The organism is Verrucomicrobiales bacterium, assembly GCA_016793885.1.
Classification (GTDB): domain Bacteria; phylum Verrucomicrobiota; class Verrucomicrobiia; order Limisphaerales; family UBA11320; genus UBA11320.
The window spans coordinates 1-19815 of the sequence record JAEUHE010000035.1 but is presented as its reverse complement, the minus strand read 5'-3'; the positions used below and the strand labels follow the sequence as shown (position 1 = coordinate 19815).

General features: G+C 59.9%; 10 protein-coding genes. 6 read left to right on the top strand and 4 right to left on the bottom strand.

The genetic code is table 11. The features are described from left to right. The first annotated feature begins 111 nt into the window (after positions 1-111). On the top strand, positions 112-2721 hold the full coding sequence (locus JNN07_04605) for a hypothetical protein (GenBank protein MBL9167001.1): 2610 nt from the start codon (positions 112-114) through the stop codon (positions 2719-2721). 119 nt (positions 2722-2840) lie between these two features. Here the strand turns inward: JNN07_04605 and JNN07_04600 are convergent, their stop codons facing one another. Further along, the gene (locus JNN07_04600) at positions 2841-5495 is read right to left on the bottom strand and encodes an immunoglobulin domain-containing protein (GenBank protein MBL9167000.1); all 2655 of its coding nucleotides are present in this window, start codon (positions 5493-5495) and stop codon (positions 2841-2843) included. Positions 5496-6321: 826 nt separating this feature from the next. On the opposite strand from JNN07_04600, the gene JNN07_04595 reads away from it, so the two are divergent. Then, the gene (locus JNN07_04595) at positions 6322-6819 is read left to right on the top strand and encodes a hypothetical protein (protein ID MBL9166999.1); all 498 of its coding nucleotides are present in this window, start codon (positions 6322-6324) and stop codon (positions 6817-6819) included. A 315-nt stretch (positions 6820-7134) separates the two neighbouring features. On the opposite strand, the gene JNN07_04590 is transcribed toward JNN07_04595, so the two are convergent. Beyond that, positions 7135-8439: a DUF1552 domain-containing protein gene (locus tag JNN07_04590; protein ID MBL9166998.1), complete on the bottom strand. Its 1305-nt coding sequence runs from the start codon at positions 8437-8439 to the stop codon at positions 7135-7137. A gap of 39 nt (positions 8440-8478) precedes the next feature. Further along, entirely contained in the window at positions 8479-12699 is a 4221-nt protein-coding gene (locus JNN07_04585) for a DUF1592 domain-containing protein (protein MBL9166997.1), read from the bottom strand. 370 nt (positions 12700-13069) lie between these two features. Between JNN07_04585 and JNN07_04580 the strand changes: the two genes are divergently transcribed. The 3 genes from JNN07_04580 to JNN07_04570 are packed head-to-tail and all read left to right on the top strand — an operon-like array spanning position 13070 to position 16330. Beyond that, entirely contained in the window at positions 13070-14395 is a 1326-nt protein-coding gene (locus tag JNN07_04580) for an MFS transporter (GenBank protein MBL9166996.1), read from the top strand. Then, a complete protein-coding gene (locus JNN07_04575) occupies positions 14392-15363 on the top strand; it encodes a C-terminal binding protein (GenBank protein ID MBL9166995.1) in 972 nt (323 codons plus the stop codon). Before JNN07_04580 ends, JNN07_04575 begins: the two co-directional genes overlap by 4 nt. A gap of 13 nt (positions 15364-15376) precedes the next feature. Then, a complete protein-coding gene (locus JNN07_04570; protein ID MBL9166994.1) occupies positions 15377-16330 on the top strand; it encodes an NAD(P)-dependent oxidoreductase in 954 nt (317 codons plus the stop codon). Between the two features lie 107 nt (positions 16331-16437). Here JNN07_04570 and JNN07_04565 read toward each other — a convergent pair whose 3' ends face one another. Further along, a complete protein-coding gene (locus JNN07_04565; protein MBL9166993.1) occupies positions 16438-19089 on the bottom strand; it encodes an HYR domain-containing protein in 2652 nt (883 codons plus the stop codon). A 180-nt stretch (positions 19090-19269) separates the two neighbouring features. Here JNN07_04565 and JNN07_04560 point away from each other — a divergent pair, with 180 nt between their 5' ends. After that, entirely contained in the window at positions 19270-19587 is a 318-nt protein-coding gene (locus JNN07_04560; GenBank protein MBL9166992.1) for a heavy metal-binding domain-containing protein, read from the top strand. Positions 19588-19815 lie beyond the last annotated feature (228 nt).

The window sequence follows — 19815 nt, the reverse complement described above, 5'->3', positions numbered from 1 at the left end:
ACTAGAGGCCTTCGCGCATAAGTAAAGGCGGCCCGCATGACGCAGATGCGTCACTTGAGATCGTTTCGTGGGTATCATAATTTGCGGACCATCTTTCAGAGTATTCACCTTATGAAACCAACGACTCTCACCACCCAACCTCTCTCCCTGGTAGCTCTGCTACTGTGGGCATTCGCCGCGGCGCTGCCGGCGGCCACACGTTATTCCGACCTGATCAAGCAGGATCAGCCGGTCCTGTATTGGAACTTTGACGAGGCTTCCACCACTCCCGCGCTGCAACAGATCGACACTGCCCCTCCAACCGTCTTCACCTCGAACGATCTCGTCCCGTTCGGTGCCGAGCGGGTCAGTCACGACATTCTCGGCTCCGGGTTGAAGCTGGGAAATGCCGCGGGGTTGAACGGCAGCGCTTACTTCATGGCAAGCTCTCTGCAGACGGGAACCAACCTCCTGGCGGGACCGTATATCATCGAGTTCTGGATCCAGGTCCTGGGAGCCAACGAGGGTCGGAGAAATGACTACTTGCTCAATTTCGGGGGAGGACCGGGGAATCAACCCGCTGTGCTGTATGACTATGTGGGCAGTGCCACACCTGACAACGGCCTGGAACTCTTCGCGGGGCCGCGAACGGATGTGGGACCCGAGCTAGCGGATGAGCTCTGGCATCATGTCGTGATCGTCTATTATGGCGACGGCCTCACGGGAGTCGCCGACCGGGCGGACATTTATGTGGACGGATCCTTGGCAGCCGGCGGAATTCGTGGTGGCTTCAGCGCTTCTCTGACGGTCGACAGCCGGTTTGTGGTGGGATCTTCCGCTCCGCAGTTTGCTGGCGGTGATAGCTTCGAAGGCCGTATCGATGAGCTGGCGATTTATCATCTGGAATCCCTCACCGATGAATCCGAGGTCACCTCCAAAGCCGAACAAATTGCGTCTCACTTCACCGCCGCCTCGGCGGGAGGTGCCGCCTATGCGGATGTCGTCAAAGCGGATGGGCCCTTTGTGTATTGGACCTTCGACGAGGCGGAAGGTCCGGCCTTGGAACAAACGGGCCGGGGGGCTGGCAGTCAAACCACGGGTGAGGAGAACGATCTGATCCCGCGGGGGAATGTGACGCGAGTGGGGCACGATCTGATTAGCAGCGGACTCAAGCTGGGGAATGCGATTGAGTTGGATGGAGCTTCCTACATGCGTGCTGCCGATCTTAACATTCCGACCAACTCGCTGCCGCCCCCCTATGCGATTGAGTTCTGGATCCAAGTCCTCGGCGAGAACGAGGGCATCCTGCGGAACGAGTATGTCCTCAGCATGGGAGAGAGCGGAGGCAACGAGCCCGCCCTCATCTATGACTACGTCGGAAATGGGGCCTCGGAGCAGTTTGAGCTTTTCCAATGCTGCGGAGCCAACGCGGGGCGCTCCCTTCCCGGGTCCACCGTGAACGACGAGGGCTGGCACCACATCCTGGTCGTCTTTTACGGTACCGAAACCAATGGGGTTTCCGACCGGCTCGAGATGTATGTCGATGGCGTGAGCGACCATCAGTCGTTTCGCAACACGTACCGTCAAAGCTTGAACCTCTCCAGCCAGTTCATTGTGGGCTCGTCGCCGGTGGTTGCTGACGCATTTACCGGTCGGATGGACGAGGTGGCCATCTACGACTTCGCTTCGTCGACCACCGAGGCTGCCGTTGAGGCTAGGGCGACAACGTTAGCCGCGACCCACTTCGCCGCCGCATCAAATCCAGCAGGGAATTATGGGGCAGTTGTTCAGGCGGATGCGCCCTTGTTGTATTGGAATTTCGATGAGGCCGACGGCAATGCCCTGCAGCAGATCAAGCCGTCGGTCGATCGTTTGGTGGACAACGACCTGATCTCCGTGGGCGCGGATCGCGTGAGCCATGCTGAGATGGGAAGTGGGCTCGATTTGGGTAGCGCGGCGAATTTCAACGGCTCGAGCTACTTTGTGGCGCAGGATTTGAACGCCTCCTCAGCATCACTGAACGCTCCTTGGATGGTAGAGTTTTGGGTTCAGGTCCAGGGCTCGCTGACCACGTTGCGCAATGACTATCTGATCAACTTCGGGGGAGGCGGAGGCAATCAGCCAGCCTTCCTTTACGATTATGTAGGGGCGGCGCAACCGCGGAACGGCTTGGAAGTCTTTGCGGGTCCACGGTCGGGTGCAGGTCCCGTGGTGGCCGACGCGGCGTGGCACCACGTCGCTTTCGTGTATTACGGCAACGGGGCTGCGGGCGTGGGGGACGGCTTGGACGTGTTCCTCGACGGGGTGAAGACCAGCTCGAGCGTTCGGGCCGGTTTTGCTTCCTCCCTTGTCCTCGACTCCCGGCTGGTCGTAGGTACTTCAGCACCCCAATTTGCCGCGGGGGATGGGTTCGAGGGACGCATTGACGAGTTGGCGATCTACGACTTCAGCGGTTTGACTAGCTTCGTGGCCGTCGCCGCCAAGGCGGAAGAATTGGTTCTGCGACACTATCAAGGCGCGGTGCTGTCGGTCGAAAACCCGTCGCTTGAGATTGTCCGTTTGGAGGGATCGCTCGTGGTCTCGTGGCCGCTCGCCGCACAAGGCTTCGTGCTGGAGGCCACGGGCTCGCTGTCCGGTCCCGATTGGCAACCCGTAGCCGGGACGGTGACCACCTCCGGTCAGACTCGCTCGATGTCCTTGGCCCCGACCACGGGCAGCCGATTCTTTCGCCTCCGAAAATAGCATCCGAACCTTCAGGGTGGTTTCACCCACTGGGCGGAATGCCCACAAATGAAAGAGGCGGCCAGGGGTTTCACCTGGTCGCCTCTTGATCTAGGAGGAGTTAACCGAGGAGCTTGTGCTCAGGGTTTGTGTAGCCGGTAGAATTTACCACCGGCGTTCGCGATCGGCACGGTCACCGGGCTGGCACCACCGCCTTGGGTGTCGGTCCAGCCATCGGCTTTGCTGATGTCGGTATTCTCCTGGAGCACATAGCCGGCTTGAGCCCAGGACAGCACCAAATCGTTGGCGGCGCGGGTGAATGCCAGCCGGGCGCGGCTCACAACGACAGCTTGCACCAGTGGGCTACCTGCTTGGCCGGCCTCGTAGATGGCCTGGATCTCAGCCGGTGAGAGCCCACGATTCCAGATACCGATATCGTCCATCTTGCCGTGCCAGAATCCGGGGGCTCCGGTGTCCGCTCCTGTGCATCCGTTGTTGAGTTTGGCTCCGATGCCGATGCAGTTCATGGGCGGCAAGACCAGCGTGCCATCATAGTCGGTGGACGCGACCTCGATACCGTTGCGATAGAGTCGGACCTTCGAGCCGTCGCAAACAACGGCAGCATGCTGCCATTCTCCGATCGGGAACGGGTCTGGATCACTGACGTTGGGTGTCTTCCCGTCGGCCTGCTTGATATAAATGTTCTGATGCTGGCCGTCGGCGAAAATCCCGAAGTGAAACTGGCCCGCATCGGAACCGCCCCAGTTTTTTACAAACGATGCCCAGCTGCCCAGCTGATCGGCAAAGGCCCAGAGGGAAACGGTCAGGGTGGAGGTCGGTTTGGCATAATCTTCGACCTGCACGAACTGCTTTGAAGAAGGTCCGCCGAACTGGAGCGAGCCGCCGATCCGTCCCTCGACCCATTGCGAGTCGTCTTCGCCGAAGCCGCCCAGGGTGCCGGGGTGATTGTCCGGCGAGGAGTCGGCGGCGGTGAGCCCGGTGGTCTCGTCGAGAGGGAAGTATCCGATCAGACCGTCCGTGATGACGATGTCATCCAAGGCTTTGCCGGCTTGGCCGCGCTTGAAGATGGCCTGAATCTCTTGCGGGCTCAGCCCACGATTCCAGATCCCCACGTCGTCCATCTTGCCTTGCCAGAATCCCGGGGCTCCGGTGTCGGCACCACTGCAATCATTGCTCAGCTTGGAGCCGATGCCGATGCAGTTCATCGGGGGCATCACCAAGGTACCGTCGTAATCGGTGGAGGCGACTTCGATCCCGCCGCGATACAGCCTAACCTTGGAGCCATCGCACACGACCGCCACGTGTTGCCACTCGCCGATGGGGAATGGATCCGGGTCGCTGACGTTCGGAGTCTTTCCGTCGGTTTGCTTGATGTAAATGTTCTGATGTTGTCCGTCTGCGAAGATGCCGAAGTGAAACTGGCCGGCATCCGAGCCACCCCAGTTCTTCACAAACGACGCCCAGCTGCCCAAGGCATCGGCGAAAACCCAGGCAGAGACGGTGAGGGTCGAGGCCGGTTTGGCGTAGTCGTTCACCAGCACATATTGGCGCGTGGACGGCCCGCCCAACTGCAGAGCGCCGCCGATTTGACCTTCGACCCATTGAGAATCATCGCCGGCGGAATTCCCTAGAGTGCCGGCATGGTTTCCTGAGGAGGAGTCGGCTGCGCTGTCGCCCGTTGTTTCATCAAACTTCCAATACCCGATGAGGCCGGTATTGAGCCCGGCCGCGTTTACGGTGAGGCTGGCGGGAAGGCTGTCGACGTTACCGCCCGGGTTTGAGACGACGACAATGTATTGACCAGCGTCGGAACTTCGCACGCTGGCGATGGTGTAGGTGGCCGCAGTGGCTCCCGGGATCGGTTTGGAGTTGAGCATCCATTGGTACGTGAGCGGCTCATTGCCGGCCGCTTTGACCGAGAACGAGACGGATTCCCCGACGAAGCGGGTCACGCCCTGCGGCTGGGTGGCGATGGTGGGTGGCAGGTTCAGGAACCCATCGGCTTGCGTGAGGTCCTTGCCGGTCAGGCCTGCACTATAGACCGCCGCCATTTGGCTGGCGCTGAGCGCCTCGCTCCACACCCCGACGTCGTCGATTTTGCCCTGCCAATAGGCTCCGTTCGGTGCCCCGGAATCGTCCAGGGTCGCCCCGATGCCGAGGGCAGCGGCGGATGATTCGAGCAGGGTTCCATCATAGTCCGCCGAGGCTATCTCAATGCCGTTGCGGTAGACACGGATCTTTGTGCCGTCAGCGGTCACGCCGACGTGTTGCCAGCTGTCGGTAGGGAACCCAACGGCTTCGTTCACGACCACACGGCCCGCGCCGTCGGAGCTGGTATTGCCCAGGGGACCGAACTGTTGATCCCGATTCTTGCTGCGGATGACCAAGCCGAGCGGGCCGCCGCTGCCGAGGCCGTTCTCGAGAATCGTGCTTTGGGGCCAGGTACCATCCCGAGGGTCAGCCCACACCCAGGCCGACGCGGAGAACACGGAGAGAAAGCGTGGAAAGTTAGGCACGGACACATAGTCATTCCCTTCAATGGGTCCGCGGAAGGTCAGCGCATTGCCGATCTTGCCGGGTCCCCACAGGGGCGAGTCGCCCAGCGCGTTTCCCACCGCGCCATCGTTGGCGCTACTCGAGGAGTCTTTAGCCGTGCTGTCGCCTGTTTCATCGAAACGCCAATGGCCGACTAGTGTATCGGTGATGGCTGCTCCGGCTGGGTTCGCGAGCGAACACAGACCGGCCGTCATGAGGAGGAAGGTAGCCTTCTTCATAGGTTTGTGAGGTCTTGATTTGAATGGGAGCAAAACACAGTCGCTGCTCAGCAGCGTTGCGTTGGGGTACGCCTCAAGTCTTGGAGGAAGGAACGCTGGAGTCAAGGGTGGAGACGCCGGGCAAGCGAATCGCCCAGCATGGACGACGCTACAGGTAGTGTGGGCCGTCTCGGCCCACGGGGTGTCGGGAGGAGGGAAAGGGTGAAGGTCTAAGCCCGCTGCGCTCGGGGGGCCGGGGAATCGTCCAGCATGGACGACGCTACAGTGTAGTGTGGGCCGTCTCGGCCCTAAGGGAGGTGATAATTTATACCAATCCTTTAAAAACAGTCCCATCAATAAAATCGATTTGTTGGATCTATTCAGTATACAGTTTGACGCTGATTCTTCTATGGATTTTATAGAGCGCTGGCGAAGAGCGTTGATGGCATTACTGCAAACTCCCGCTGGAGCTAATCTGATAAGAAAGTGTCCTGGAAAGGTAATCACGATAAAGCCTGGCAGCAGCGCGGGTGGAGGAACTTTATGCGATGAATGTCCCGGTTCGGTGCAGCTAAATGCGAACAATCCGCACGGGCTCGGGCCCGAGGAAAGAAGTGAAACGGATGTGTTGTTGGAAAGTCCACCGGACGGCGATGATGGCGCAGCTGTCTTGATTGGGCACGAACTGGGGCACGCCGCACCAGACTATGATGATCCAGAAAACGTTTTTTATACCGAGAACCCTATCCGTTGGGATTTGGGTCTTCCACCACGGAGCTATTATCATGGGGAACAAGTGCCAGTGTTTCCAACGGTCCATTAAACCTCAAAAAGCCGAACAATTCACATGTTAAAACGCACTGCAATAAAGATCGTGTTGTATTCGCTGCTTTGCTCCTTGCTCTACACCGAGTCTTCCGCGGCCGAAAGAGACGGAGCAAATCCACCCTCCTCCAATGATGCTGTGGCCGCAGTTAATGCCCTCGCTCCTCAAATCCTCAGAGAGCGTATTAATGATTTGCGCGACGTAAGTGGTGCATACTTAGAGGTGATCAAGGGGATAAAGCAAAATAGCGTTCACATAATGTCCACGCTTTCCGCCATGCAAGGTGAGGTGACACTTTCCTCTAATATTAACACTAACACAGTTTTGGGAATCCTGACACAGCATGGAATTGGACGATCTAAACTAAATCGTTTTCAGGTGCGTGTATTTAAGAGGTTCAAGATAATTCAGGGCCCTTTATACATCGACCGAAGTGATCCTGGTCCAGCGGCGCGAGAACTATTCGAAACCCGGTTAGAAGCAGGTGACATCTTGTGGATAGTGCCAAGTCGAGAATGACTGCCAGCTAGAGATCAGGTGTTGGCTGGCTTGTGCTAACTGTTGGAATCGAACCATATGCTGTTAGCCACCCGGAGGTATCTCACCTGCGTTCAGATGTGCCAGCGGTTTTGCCAGCAACAGCGCAGTCCGGGAGTTGGTCTCAGTGGCTAGCGAGTAATAGCGAATTGTTCTTGCTGACGGCTCATCAAAACCTGATTTTACAAGCCGATTTGAGTGCTAAGGCATTGTAAATCAATGTCCGTTAGAAAGGAGCGTGGGCCGTCTCGGCCCATGGGGTTTGAAATCGCTTACGACTCCGATTCCGACCACACCTTAAACCTCTTCCAGAGGCTTGGTGGCGTCGCCGAACTTCGGCAGGCGGACGTTCATCTTGTCCATCATGGAGAGATACAATCGGCACATCTGCCGCTCGGGCTTCTCTTTGTAGTCCAAAACGCGGCCGCCTTTGAGCCGGCCGCCGGCCCCACCCAACAGAACCACGGGCAACTGGGTGGCGTCGTGCCCACCGGTCATCATGGACGAGCAGTACATCAACATGGTGTTATCCAGCGCTGTACGCGAGCCCTCTTGAATCGCGTCGAGTTTCCCCGCGATGTAACCCAGCTGCTGGAGAAAGAACTGGTTCACCTTCAGCCAGTCGGCAGTGTCGGAGTGCGACAGCAGATGGTGAATCATGTAATCAACCCCCAAGTTCGGGAAGCGCAACGAGCTGTGGTCGTTGTTGAGCTTGAGGGTGCAGATTCGAGTCGTGTCGGTCTGGAAACCCAGAACCATGATGTCGCACATCAAGCGCATGTGCTCGCCGATGTCCTGCGGAATACCATCGGCCGGGCGAGCCATGTTGGGAGCGCTGAGAGTGGGGCGCCAGCCTTGCAGCTCGCCCTTCTTGCCGGCGTTCTCGATACGTTGTTCGACGTCGCGAACGGAATCCAAATACTCGTCGAGTTTGCGCTGGTCGTTGACGCTGATCTGCCGTCGCAGGTCCTTGGCATCCGAGATTACGGCATCGAGCACGCTCTTGTCGCCTTTGCTCACCTCATCCTTGAACAGGCGGTCGAACGCGAGGGCCGGGTACACTTCCAGCGGTGTGGGAGTGGTGGGGGAGCTCCAGGAAATGTGGGAGCTATAAAGCATCGAGTAATTCTTATGCACCGAGGGATTGGACTTCTCGCAGCCCAGCACGAGGCTGGGCACCTTGGTGGAGTGCCCATAGCGCTGGGCCAGGAGCTGGTCGATGCTGGTTCCGGAACGGATTTCACCACCGGAAGCGAGCGGCGCGCCGGAGAGCAGATTCCCCGTCTGGGAACTGTGAATGTTCCCCTTGAGCGCTTCCTCGTTGTAGAGGCCGCGGACCAGAATCATCTTTTCGCGAAAGTCCTGCAGCGGCGCCAGCACCTTGCCGAGCTCCATCTGTTTGCCTTCGCCCCGAGCCCACCATTCCTTGGAATGAAACCCATTCCCGGAGAAGAGCACGGCGAGTCGCACCGGCGCTTCGCTAGAAGGCTTGGACTGCGTGGGAGTGTCGCCCCAGACCGTCAGGGATTCCATCCAGGGGAGCGCCATGGTAACGCCGACGCCGCGAAGGAAGGTCCGTCGTGAAAAGGAATGTGTGCTCATAGATGGTTAACCCCAATAATAGCGAATTCGGCGGATTTGTCACTCTTCATAAGCCGCTTCCCGACCCCGGATTTCACGGAACTGCCGGCTCTTGACGATCGTTTCCAGCGCGGCGCTAACGCGGTAATCATTGGCCTTCAACTGCTGCCGCATCTCATTGATCAAGGGGGTGTCCGACAGCATCACGCTGCGCCCGAGAGAATAGCCCAGGAGCTTGCGGCAAAACTGTTTAAGGAACCCGTCCCGACGCTGGTTCAGCAGGTAGGACCGGAGTCCCTCCACGCCTTCAAAGGCGGCACCCTCCATGGTTTTGACGGAAGTATCCAGCGCCCGGCCGCCGAGATCACGGTCGCGATGGCGGCCGATGGTGTCAAAGCCTTCCAACGAGTAGCCGTAGGGATCGATGCGACGGTGACAGCCGATGCACTTCGGATCGCTGCTATGCTTTTCTGTCAGCTGGCGCATGGTCAGTGTCTCCGTAGCTTCGTCCTCGGGTAGCTGTGGCACATTCTTGGGAGGTTTGGGTAGCTTGTCGCCCAGCAGCACCTCGGCAACCCAGTTCCCGCGCAGAATCGGGCTCGTACGGGAGGCGCCCGACATCTTGGCCAGCGTGGTGGCTTGTCCGAGAATACCTCCCCGGGCGTACGCCTTCATGCCGTCGACCCGGCGCCAGTCGCTGCCCGATCCAAACTTGTCGGCCGGAACCCCGTAATGTTTCGCGAGTTCACCATTGAGAAAGGCGTGATCAGCATCCAGGATTTCCAGGACCGATCCTCCCCGCTGAAACAGGTCCGTGAAGAAACGAATCGTCTCCTCGTACATGGCTCCCCGCAGCCCGTTGAAGGTGGGGAAGTGCCGCTCGCTCTTCTCGCTCAATTGGTCGAAGTCATACACGTGCAGCCACGCGCAAGCGAACTCGGTGGCCAGCCGACGCACCCGCGGATCCTTTATCATGCGCCGCATTTCGGCGACGAGCGCTTCGGGGGATTGCAGCCGCTTCCGGGCGGCCGCCTCGCGTAGGGTCGCATCCGGGGCCGAGGCCCACAAAAAGTAGCTCAACCGCGTCGCCAGCTCGTCATTCCCGACGGGACCCGGCTCGGTTCCGGGCCCTGGCTTCTCGGTGCGATAGAGAAAGGCGGGTGATACGAGCAGGCGGGCCAGCGTGAAGCGCACGGCCTCATCGTGGGGCAGCTCTTGCTGACGGAGCTTTCCATACAGCTCCCGCAGCTCTTGACCCTCCGCTTCGGCCAGGGGTCGGCGATAGGCTGATTCGGCGAAGCGGACGACCGCCTCGAGATGTTTTGGCTCGGTTTCGACGAGCCGCTTTTTAAATTCGGCCGCCCGCTTCTGGATGGGCTCACGCATGGGTGTGAAGGCGCTCGGATCAGCGTCCTGGGTGGCGAATTGCCAGAGCTGCTCGAAGGCATCGACCAGCTTGAGGGCATCATGACTGACATAGTGCAGCTCGTCCCACAGGCGATCCAGTTCCGCCGCTTGCTGGTCGTCGAGCAGAAGACGGCGCAAGGCTTCATCCTCCCGATAATAGAGGGTCAGGGTGACCACCTCATCCACCGGCACGATTTTGGTGTAGCACAGCGCAATGGGGAAGAGGTCGCGGAACGAACTGAAGTCTCGTTCGATCCTTTCTCTGGCCTGGCCGCCTTCGGCGACCAAGATGGGGGAGTCGAAGACCAGCGGACGATCGCCTTCCGACCAGGTGCTCTTGGCGCCTTGCTCCTTCGCGGAGCTGGCCGCCGGGCCGGCGCGCAGGCTGGGTTTGGTGAGAGAGGCTTGCATCTGGACGCTGCCATCGATTCCCGCCACCGGGTCCAGTGTGCCGGTCGCTACGAACTCGCATCCAGCCACCAGATCGGCGGGCAGCTTAACTTCCAGCACCGAAGGAGCTTTTACGCTGAGGCTGGTCGGCTTGAGGGTTCCACCCGTGGGATGTTTTCCGAACAGGTTCGGATCAAGTCCGTAGCCCGCGGTGAGCGGGCTGGGATCAGAATTCTGGGTGATGAGGGCTTTGCGGGCCACTGAGATCAGCGGGCCACTGAGCGAGGTCAGCTGGCGGTAAAGTTGGCTGTCGGGCGAATCCTTCGCAACGCCGGCTCCGCCGCTCTGCAGAAGAGTTTGCACTTCGGCAGCCAGTTGGTTTTTGGTGAGGGTGTCGGGGGCCGTCTGCCATCGGGCGAGCAGCGAGCCGGTTGGCAGCACGGAGTCAGCCCCTTTGCCGTTGTCAGGCTCGCTGTAGAAGTGCCAGACCGCATCATGACCATGACTGTCCGAGTGCGGATTTCCGGCGAGGATGTTCGGTGACACCTCCTGGCCCAGATCCCAGGTTTTGGACCCATCCCGTATCGTGAAGTCAACCGCCGTCGTGTCGCAGGAATGATTGCCATCACGCGGCGAGATGATCATGGACAGCAGATCGCCAGGTTGAACCTGCAGGGCATCGATGGGACCGACCTTAACTTCCTTGGCTCCTTGGGCCGTGCCGACGGCCAGGCGTTGGCGGGTTTGGCCACGTCGCAGTTCGAGCGACCAGGCCACGCCGTTGCCACACTCGGGATGAGCATGTTGAACCTGTCCTTCGATGTGGACTTTGCCCGCCACCGGGCTGCGCCACCCCACGGCGACGCGAAGTTTCGGAGAGGGATGGACCACTACACTGTGCGGCTTCATGTTGCCGGGAACGCGCACATGTTGGCTGGACGAGTTGGCGAGCACGCTGAGGGCATCCGCCCCGGTCCAGCCTTTGATGAAGTCGTAACCCTGGGCGCTCTCCATCTTGGATTTGAGATGGCTGTCGATCGTCGCCTCGGCGCTGCCGATTCCGAGCGCATCCAGCCAGGCCCCCAGCAGGGATGGATCGACACCATGCTTAGCCGCCTGTTGCTCGAGGGGCAGCTTGTTGGGTGACGCATCCCAATCGGCCGCCGCCGCCAGGCAGCGGGAAACATTCGAGAAGAACTGCTCGCGATCGCGAGTCAGCACTTGAGTGGCTGCGCGCAGGTCGCGCAAGGCGAGATCGGGGCGACCTGGAACCGAGAGCCGGGGGTTTTCCCAGACGGCGTAGTCGTGTTGGCTGCCATCGCCGGCATCGGAGGTGCTGAGGTACAGGGTGATCTCCTTTTGGTCCGCTGGCGCGTTCAGCTTGAGTCGGATCTCCCTTCCGGTGGAGAGCGGAGATACCGGAATCTGCCACGCTTTGGGACCATCTCGCTTGCCAATATGGCCGACAGTGGTAAAGCGCCAGAGCGCCTGCTGCCATTCCCCAATCGACTTGGTGATTGCAGCGGCATCGCCCGGGACGCCGGTTTTCCACTGGCTGCGGACGACATCCAGCAGGAGGGAACTTTCGGTGCCCTCCAACGCTTGCCAAAGCAGCGAGAGATACTTCGTTACCAATCCCCGTTCGGCTGCCACTTGGGCCAGGGTCTTCTTTCCACTGCGCAGGGCCTCGCGCTCGGCCAAGGTGGCGAGCAAATACTTCTCCAAGGGCAGGCGTCCACCGGCGTTCGTGTCGAATTGAATGCCCTGCAGGTTGACCGAGGTGGCCCCCCCCGAATCCGAGAACCGCGCATAAAAGGCGCGGATGGCCGCCAAGGCTTCCTCCGACCAATCGCGTTGGGAAGTGCTGGGGGAGAATCGCAGTCCGTCGGGCAGCAGCACCGCATGGCGAGCCACCTCCTTGGCGGCATCCAGGTATTTGGTGACCAGAGAGGGGGACATCACCAGGGAGTTGCCGACGTTCATGAACCCTTCGCCGGAGGCCGAGTCGCCGGGAAACTCCTTCGCTGGGTCCAGAGAGTTCACCCCTGTCAAATCGCGCAGCGTGTAGGTGTATTCGGCATTGGAGAGCCGACGCAGCACCACCGGTCCGGGATCCCCCGCCCGAGCCTTGGCCGCCTCATCCAATGCGTCGCCGATCCAGCGGAGCAGCTGCTCTCGCTGAGCGGGGGTGGGCTGTGGTTTTTCCTTGGGAGGCATCTCGTTCAAAGAGATCTGCTCGATGACTCCCTGCCAGACCTTGGGATCCTTGAGAATGTCGTTGAAGCTCTTGAATCGCTCCAGATCGAGGTCGCCCTTGTGCTTCTCGGTGGAATGGCAGTCCAGACAGAACTGCTTGAGAATGGGATGGGTGGCGGCACCGTATTCTTGGTCTAGCTTTTGGAGGCTGGGTGAGTCCGTGGCCGCGCCGACGGCGACCCAAGCGGAAGCGAGGAAGGCGATGGGGACGACGATGCGATCAGTCATGAAAGAAAGGTTCATCGATGAGAGATAAATAAATGGACTCTGGAGCCGGTCGGGTTATTCGACTGCGGTTCCGAGCCGGTAGGAATTTCCGACTCCGTCGGTGCCGAAAAGCTGTAGAGGGCTACAGCAGTCCATATTGCTTCACGTTTTGGAGTGCGGCAGACCTTTGCCGCTTTTGTCCCCCCGGCGGAGCTGGGATCCATGCTCACCGACTTCAAATCAGGCCCGAACATCCGCAGGTCAAGGAACGGTGCTTGCCATTAGGATGGCCTAGAGCCTAAAAGTCGACGGTAGACCGTCAACTGAAAACCTGCATGGCCCTCCTATGCCCACATTGGACGCGCTTTAAGCTCTGGCCGAAAGGCCAGCGGTGAGCGAGACAGCGATAGACATGGCCGCGCTGCGACGCAAAGTCGCCTGGCGAGTTCTCCCGTTGGTCTTTGTGGTCTATATCGTCGCCTACCTGGATCGTGCCAACGTGGGCTTTGCCAAACTGCGGATGGCCAGTGACCTGAAGTTCTCGGAAGAGGTTTTCGGCTTGGGCATCGGCATTTTCTTTATCGGGTATTTGTTGCTGGAGATTCCCGGGGCGCTGCTGGTGGAGCGCTGGAGCGCCCGCAAGTGGTTCGCCCGAATTCTGATCTCGTGGGGGTTTGTTTCCGCAGCGACGGCCTTCGTGGAGACCCCCATGCAGTTCTATGTGGCGAGGTTTGTCCTCGGGGTGGCGGAGGCTGGCTTCTTTCCAGGCATTATCGTGTATTTTACCCACTGGTTCACCAGTGCGGATCGGGGGCGGGCACTTTCGGGTTTGGTCATGGCGGTTCCTTTCAGCCTGGCGTTGGGCGCCCCCATCTCCGCGCTCCTGCTGGATGTCAGCTGGTTCGGCTTAGCCGGATGGAAGTGGATGTTTCTGCTCGAGGGGCTTCCCGCGGTCGTGCTGGGGTTCGTGACCTTGTTTTACATGACGGACCGGCCCCGTCATGCAGCCTGGTTGACGGCGGCGGAGCGAGATCACCTGGAGGCGGTATTGGCGGAAGAGGCCCGGGTGAAAGAGGCGAAAGGTCGCTCGACGGTTTGGCAGGCGCTTCGTCTGCGCAATGTCTGGCTGCTGGCCCTGGGGATCTTCGCAACGAACACCGGCGGGTATGCGCTGGCGTTTTGGCTGCCAACCACGGTGAAGAACCTTTCGGGAGGATCCGACCAGTCGGCGTTGTGGTATAGCTGCTTGTTTTACGCGTGTGGCCTGGTGAGCGTGTTTGTCTCGGGGCAGTCGTCGGACCGCAGCGGTCAGCACAAGTGGCATTGCGTGGGCGGCCAGGTGGCGACTGCCTTCTTTCTGGTTGGCAGCACCCTACCCGGCCAGTCGTTTCCGCTCATCATGGGTTGGCTTTGCCTGACTGGGCTCGCGGCTTACTATTGGCCTTCGCCGTTCTGGACTTTGCCCACGCTGACTCTGACCTCATCGGCAGCAGCGGTTTCCATCGGTTTCATCAACATGTGTGCCAACCTGGCCGGATACCTGGGCAATCATATCAATGGCTGGCTGCGCGGCCATCAAGCCAGCGAGAGCACCTGCCTGCTGTTCCTGGCGGGCTGCTATTTGCTGGGCGGGATTCTAATCAGCTTTGTCACCCAGGAGCGGGTCGCTCCGCCTACTAGCCCCCATTCCATCAACCCACCTTCATCCACCACGTGAAAACTCCCACTGTCGTCGTCACTGATTGGACCTTCCCCGACCTCTCGATTGAGCAAGAGCTGCTGCGCGCGCAGGGAGTTGAACTGATCGGACACCAATGCAAAACTGAGGCCGAGCTCATCGAGCTGTCCCGCTATGCCGACGCCGTCATCACCCAGTTCGCACGGGTCAACGCGGCGGTGATCGGAGAGATGCGGCAGGCCAAGGCGATCGTTCGCTATGGGATCGGGGTAGACAACGTAGACTTGGACGCCGCCAAAGCCCGCTCCATCCCGGTCTGCAATATCCCCGACTACTGCATCGACGAAGTCGCGGACCAAACTCTGGCCTTCATTCTGGCCTGCACGCGTCAGGTGGTCAGCCATGCGGTGCACTTGCGCGCGGGACAGTGGGGTCTGGCGACTCCGATCGCCGGCATGAAGGCTCTTCGTGATCTCACGGTGGGGGTCGTCGGGTTTGGCCGGATTGGCCGCGAGGTGGTGAGGCGGCTGTTGGCCTTCAAGTGCGCTGTTCGGGTGTTCGATCCGATGGTCCCAGCCTCGGAGATCGAGAAGGCGGGAGCGCGGGCGGGAACGCTAGATGAAGTGCTGCAGGCGTCGGATGTATTGACCTTGCATTGTCCCTCGATGGCGCAGACGCGACAGCTGATGAACGAGCGTACGTTTTCATTGCTCCGACCCGGAGCGATCTTCGTGAACGTCGGCCGAGGAGATCTGGTCGACAGCGAAGCATTGACTCGAGCCTTAAAGAGCGGACATCTGGGGGCGGTAGCCCTGGATGTCTTCGATCCGGAGCCGATCCCGGTGGATCATCCGGTGCGCAGCTTGGGGAATGTGATTCTGGCTCCGCATATTGCGTCGTGCAGCACGCCTGCCGTGAAGAAGCTGCGCGAGTCCGCTGCGACCATTGCCCTGGCAGCGGTTCGTGGTGAGGCGTTGACCACCGTGGTGAATGGCGTTCGTCCCTAGCCAAGGAGATCGGGTGAGATCCACAGTATTGATTACGGGCGGATGCGGGTTCATCGGCACCTGGGTGGTACGCGAAGCGCTGCACCGATCACTGAAGGTCGTGGTTCTGGATCCGGGAAGCAGGCCGGCGCGCTGGGACCGGGTGCTCGGTAAGGACGCCGATCCCGTGGTGCTGGAGCAGGGGTCATTGCTCGATCGCGGTCGGCTGGACCACATCTTTGCCACCCATGGCATCACTCACGTCATTCATCTGGCCGCGCTCCTGACGCCCGCTTGCCAATCCGATCCTTGGGAGGGCTGCCAGGTAAACATCTTGGGTACGATGGCGATTTTGGAGGCGATCCGAAAGCACTCCGGCCGGATCGCTGGGTTCTCCTACGCAAGCTCCGTGGCGGTGTTTGGCGATGAGCCGGATCATGCTTCGGGGGAGACGGGTGGGTTGCTTCAGCCGCTGACATTCTACGGGGCGTTCAAGAAGTCGGTGGAACTCATCGCGGCGCAGTATTGGCGTCATTTCAACATCGCCTCCGTGGGCATCCGTCCCCAAGTCGCCTACGGGCCGGAACGCGATGTGGGATTGACCGCCGGGCCCTCGTTGGCAGCTCGGGCGTTGGCCCATGGCGAACCGTTCACCATCGGATATCGGGGTCGAGTCGGATACGACTACGTGGAGGACGTGGCGGAGGCATTCGTTCGCGGCGCCTTGGAGACTCCTCGGGGTGCCCCGGTGGTGGATCTGGCTGGTCCGATCGTTACGGTGGAGGAGATAATCGAGGTGCTGCGGGAGATTGATCCGAAGGCGGGGGCAGGGATTTTGGTGAGCGGAGGGACGATCCCATCGCACGCCCCTCCGCAACCACGATTCATTTCCGAGCTCTACCCCGATTGGCAAACGACGTCGCTGCTCGAGGGGATGAGGAAGACGCTAAAGTTTTATCGCCGTGGCGGCTTGGGCATGAGCCGTTGAAGCCTGCGAGCCGAGGCCTCGTGACCTCGGCTGCTACAGTCCTCATCTTGTAGGAGACGAGGTCACGAGGCTTCGGCAGCCCAATCCGGAAGGTCGTCATCCCCGGTTCAAGGCGTGGGGGCGACCACACGGTAGTACCGTTCTGGCTCAGTCGCATCCACCAGATGCGGGCTCACGGAATCTATTACATCCGTCCAGGGGCCATCCACACTGAGCGACGACTGCAGGACCCCCGTGCAATCCCAAGTGATCTGCAGTTGAGTGGGAGAGCCGTCGACGGACTCAATCCTCAGCAAACAGGTTTCGCCTCCGGGTGGAGACACGGTGACTTGGAAGCTGCACGTGTTGGTGTTCTGACAGAGGTCGCTGGCGTAGCAGGTCACGAGCGTGGTTCCCAACGGAAACACGCTGCCACTGGGCGGATCGCAGCGGATGAGAACTGGTTCGGGACGGTCGTCTGTTGCCGTAGTTTCGAAATTCACAACCACACCCGCTCCATCGGGAGAAGTGACGTCGATATCCGCGGGACAGACAATCGTCGGAGCGGTGAAGTCATAGTGGGCTACGATTTGACGCGTCGCCGTGCGGCCGTTGGCATCCATAGCCACCGCAGTGTAGAGAATATCCTCGTAGAGGCTCTTGTCGAATCCATCAAATTCGGGGAAGAGGCCGTTGGCAGTTTGGAGGTTGGTTCGGGATCCGACCAAAATCCGTATGTCGGAATAGCCCAGCCGAACGGTTGGATCCTTAAGGGAAGTGGCGGTGAGACTCAAGTTGGTCAGCGTGCCATCACAGGATTGCGCCTCAGCCGAAGCGAGGAATCCAAAGTTGGTGGTGCACATCGGCGGGGTGATCGCGAGGGTGAGACAATCGACCAGGCAGTAGCGCTCGCCAGCGATCACGGAAATTGCCAGATGCGGAAGCGCGACTTCCGACACGTTGCCATCGGGGTCCACAGTCGTGATCGCTGGCTGCAGCGTGTAGCTTCCTTCAGGCACGTAGAAGGTGATCACGGCTTCATTCGTGGCTTCGCTGGCGTAGTAGGGTTGTCCCGACGCATTGCTGAGGATTGCTTGGTAAGACCGGAAGACGTTGTGAGAGTCGAGATTGGTGATGCCCCCGTAGCTGTTGATCACCCGGGGATAGTAGAACTTCACGGGCGATTGGATGCGCAGGCAGACTTCCGCCAGGTTGTAGTTCAGAGGATTAACCTGACGATCACCGGGTGTCAGAAGGCCACGCCACGGATCGGCTTCCGTGATGTAGAGCAACTGTTCTACGAAAGGAGCACCGTTGGTGCCTGGGTGAGCGATTCGAAGGTTGATTCCCTCCATGGCCCAAATTCCTGGCTGATCATAAATCATGCCCACGATGGCTTCGTAGTCTCCCTCGAACGTCGACGTCAGAGGGTTGAAGGCACCTTCGAAGGATGCAGCAGCTTGGCCTCCGGCGGTGGTGTAAGTCGAGCCGCGGGCCAGTTCATCCACCCCCTTGACCACCACATAGCTGCCGTTGATGCCGGTCGCGCCGACGGCATCGGGAATGTTGTCAGTGTCGGCGTCGTAGTCGGAGGAACGCACCAGTCCGCGTAGTCCCGACTGGATGCCTGGCAGCTCGGGCGGTCCGGTCAGTGTGATGGTTCCGGTCAACCAAGCTGGAGTCATGACAAAGGCATCACCGATGTCGGTGGTTGCTCCCGGATCCACCACTGCGCCTGCGTTGGATTCTCCTTCCCCGAGGCCGGGGGAACGGAACGATTCAAAGCGATAGCCTTGTCCAAGGTGCATTTCAGTCCAGAGGTTCCAATTCTTGCCAACGGCGGAGGGCACGAGGTTTTCCAGGCTAAAAGCTCGGGTGCTGTCGGGACCCGGATATTCGGCACTCAGGCTGGCATAGCGCTGGTTGCCGGATGGACCGGCGCCTTTGACCACGGGGCGCCCGAGCAGCTCTTCATAGCCATCGGTGGGTAGCTCGATTTCGCCCACCATATTGACGTTGCCCACCAGTTTTCCTAACGCACCGGTGTCGGGGAGCGTCATGGTCAGCACTGGTTTCTCATCGCACGCATACGTGACCACGTGACGTTCGGAGTAGGTGATCCGGTCGAGATAGAGGTCAGTGCCGAGATCGACCTCCACCGCCACCTCCAGTTCGACCCCGCTGGGAACCACGAGAAAGTTGCTGGTTCGTCCCGGCGGCTGGGAGAGATAGCGGGCGCGCCAGGAGTAAGGCGGCCCGGTTTCCACGACCAAGGCGCGACCACCGAGGGCGGCCACTGGCGTGCCCGCAGCGTCGACATAGCGGATTTCGAGTAAGGCAACGCACTCGTCGAGATCGACCGTTGCGGGAGGAGAATTGCTCATCAGCGGGCTGCTGGGTCGGGGTGACGTCCAGTATTCCTCGGTCTGTGAGTCGAGCGAGAGTGCGGCATAGACTTGGTAGGTGAGTGGGACATCGTTGGCAGCGATGGTCAGGCTGTAGGGCTCGCTCAGCGGATCCGTGTTGCTGAAGTATTTCGTGGACGTCAACGCCTGAGGCGCTTCGGTGTAGGCAAAGATGACCAGGTCGGACATGCCTTCATTTCCGGGAGGGCCGAGGCGTTCGCGGATTTCGCTGTCGGCGTTGGTGAAGCGAACGAAGCCGTCGATGCGATTCGTCCCTGACGGTGGCAGGTCTGCCGCGTTCGAAGGAAGGAGGCTTGCAAACAGTAGGGCGACGGCGACTCGCCAGGCCAGGCCGATGGTTGGGTGATGGTTCATGGGTTCGAGATGGATTGGCCGGGTGATGGAACCCACCTAGCTTTCCACATGGAGTGTCTACAGATTCGCTCCCCGGCATTACACCAAAATCGACGGCTCGACATTTTCATTCCGACCAAGGAGGCGAGCTGCTGCTGATTTTTGAAACCTTCAGCGTTGGGCGTGGGTTGTGACTTCGTGATGACATTAACGACGACACCGACTATTGAAGGCCGACCGGTCACCCAGTACTTGGGCATTGTGACTGGTGAGGCGATTATTGGCGCCAACGTGTTCCGGGACATTTTTGCCGGGATCCGCGATTTCGTGGGCGGTCGTTCGGGTTCCTACGAGAAGGTGTTGGGAGACGCCCGTCGTGCTGCCATGGAAGAGATGGAACGACAGGCTCGGGAACTGGGAGCTGACGGCGTGGTGGGCATCGACCTGGATTACGAGGTGCTCGGTGCCCAGAACGGCATGCTCATGGTGACCACGAGCGGAACCGCCGTGAAGTTTTAGGTGGCGGGGACACCGCGAAGCGAACGGCCGATTGCCTCTCACAAAGGCACGAAGCTCACGAAGCTTTCCGGAGGGAAGGGAGACAGAGGTTGTTGCCCGCGGACCACGCAGACCACACGGAGGAAAACTCCAGCCGTGGGGGAGGGAGCCCGGACTTTAAAACGCAAAGGACGCAAAGGACGCGATGTGGGACATGGGAGGAGATCTGAACTCTGAACTCCATTGGAT

Bases quoted from the DNA above. Each gene is read 5' to 3' on its own strand.
- JNN07_04605 (MBL9167001.1), top strand. From the start codon at position 112: ATGAAACCAACGACTCTCACCACCCAACCTCTCTCCCTGGTAGCTCTG.
- JNN07_04600 (MBL9167000.1), bottom strand. From the start codon at position 5,495: ATGAAGAAGGCTACCTTCCTCCTCATGACGGCCGGTCTGTGTTCGCTC.
- JNN07_04595 (MBL9166999.1), top strand. From the start codon at position 6,322: ATGTTAAAACGCACTGCAATAAAGATCGTGTTGTATTCGCTGCTTTGC.
- JNN07_04590 (MBL9166998.1), bottom strand. From the start codon at position 8,439: ATGAGCACACATTCCTTTTCACGACGGACCTTCCTTCGCGGCGTCGGC.
- JNN07_04585 (MBL9166997.1), bottom strand. From the start codon at position 12,699: ATGACTGATCGCATCGTCGTCCCCATCGCCTTCCTCGCTTCCGCTTGG.
- JNN07_04565 (MBL9166993.1), bottom strand. From the start codon at position 19,089: ATGAACCATCACCCAACCATCGGCCTGGCCTGGCGAGTCGCCGTCGCC.
- JNN07_04560 (MBL9166992.1), top strand. From the start codon at position 19,270: ATGACATTAACGACGACACCGACTATTGAAGGCCGACCGGTCACCCAG.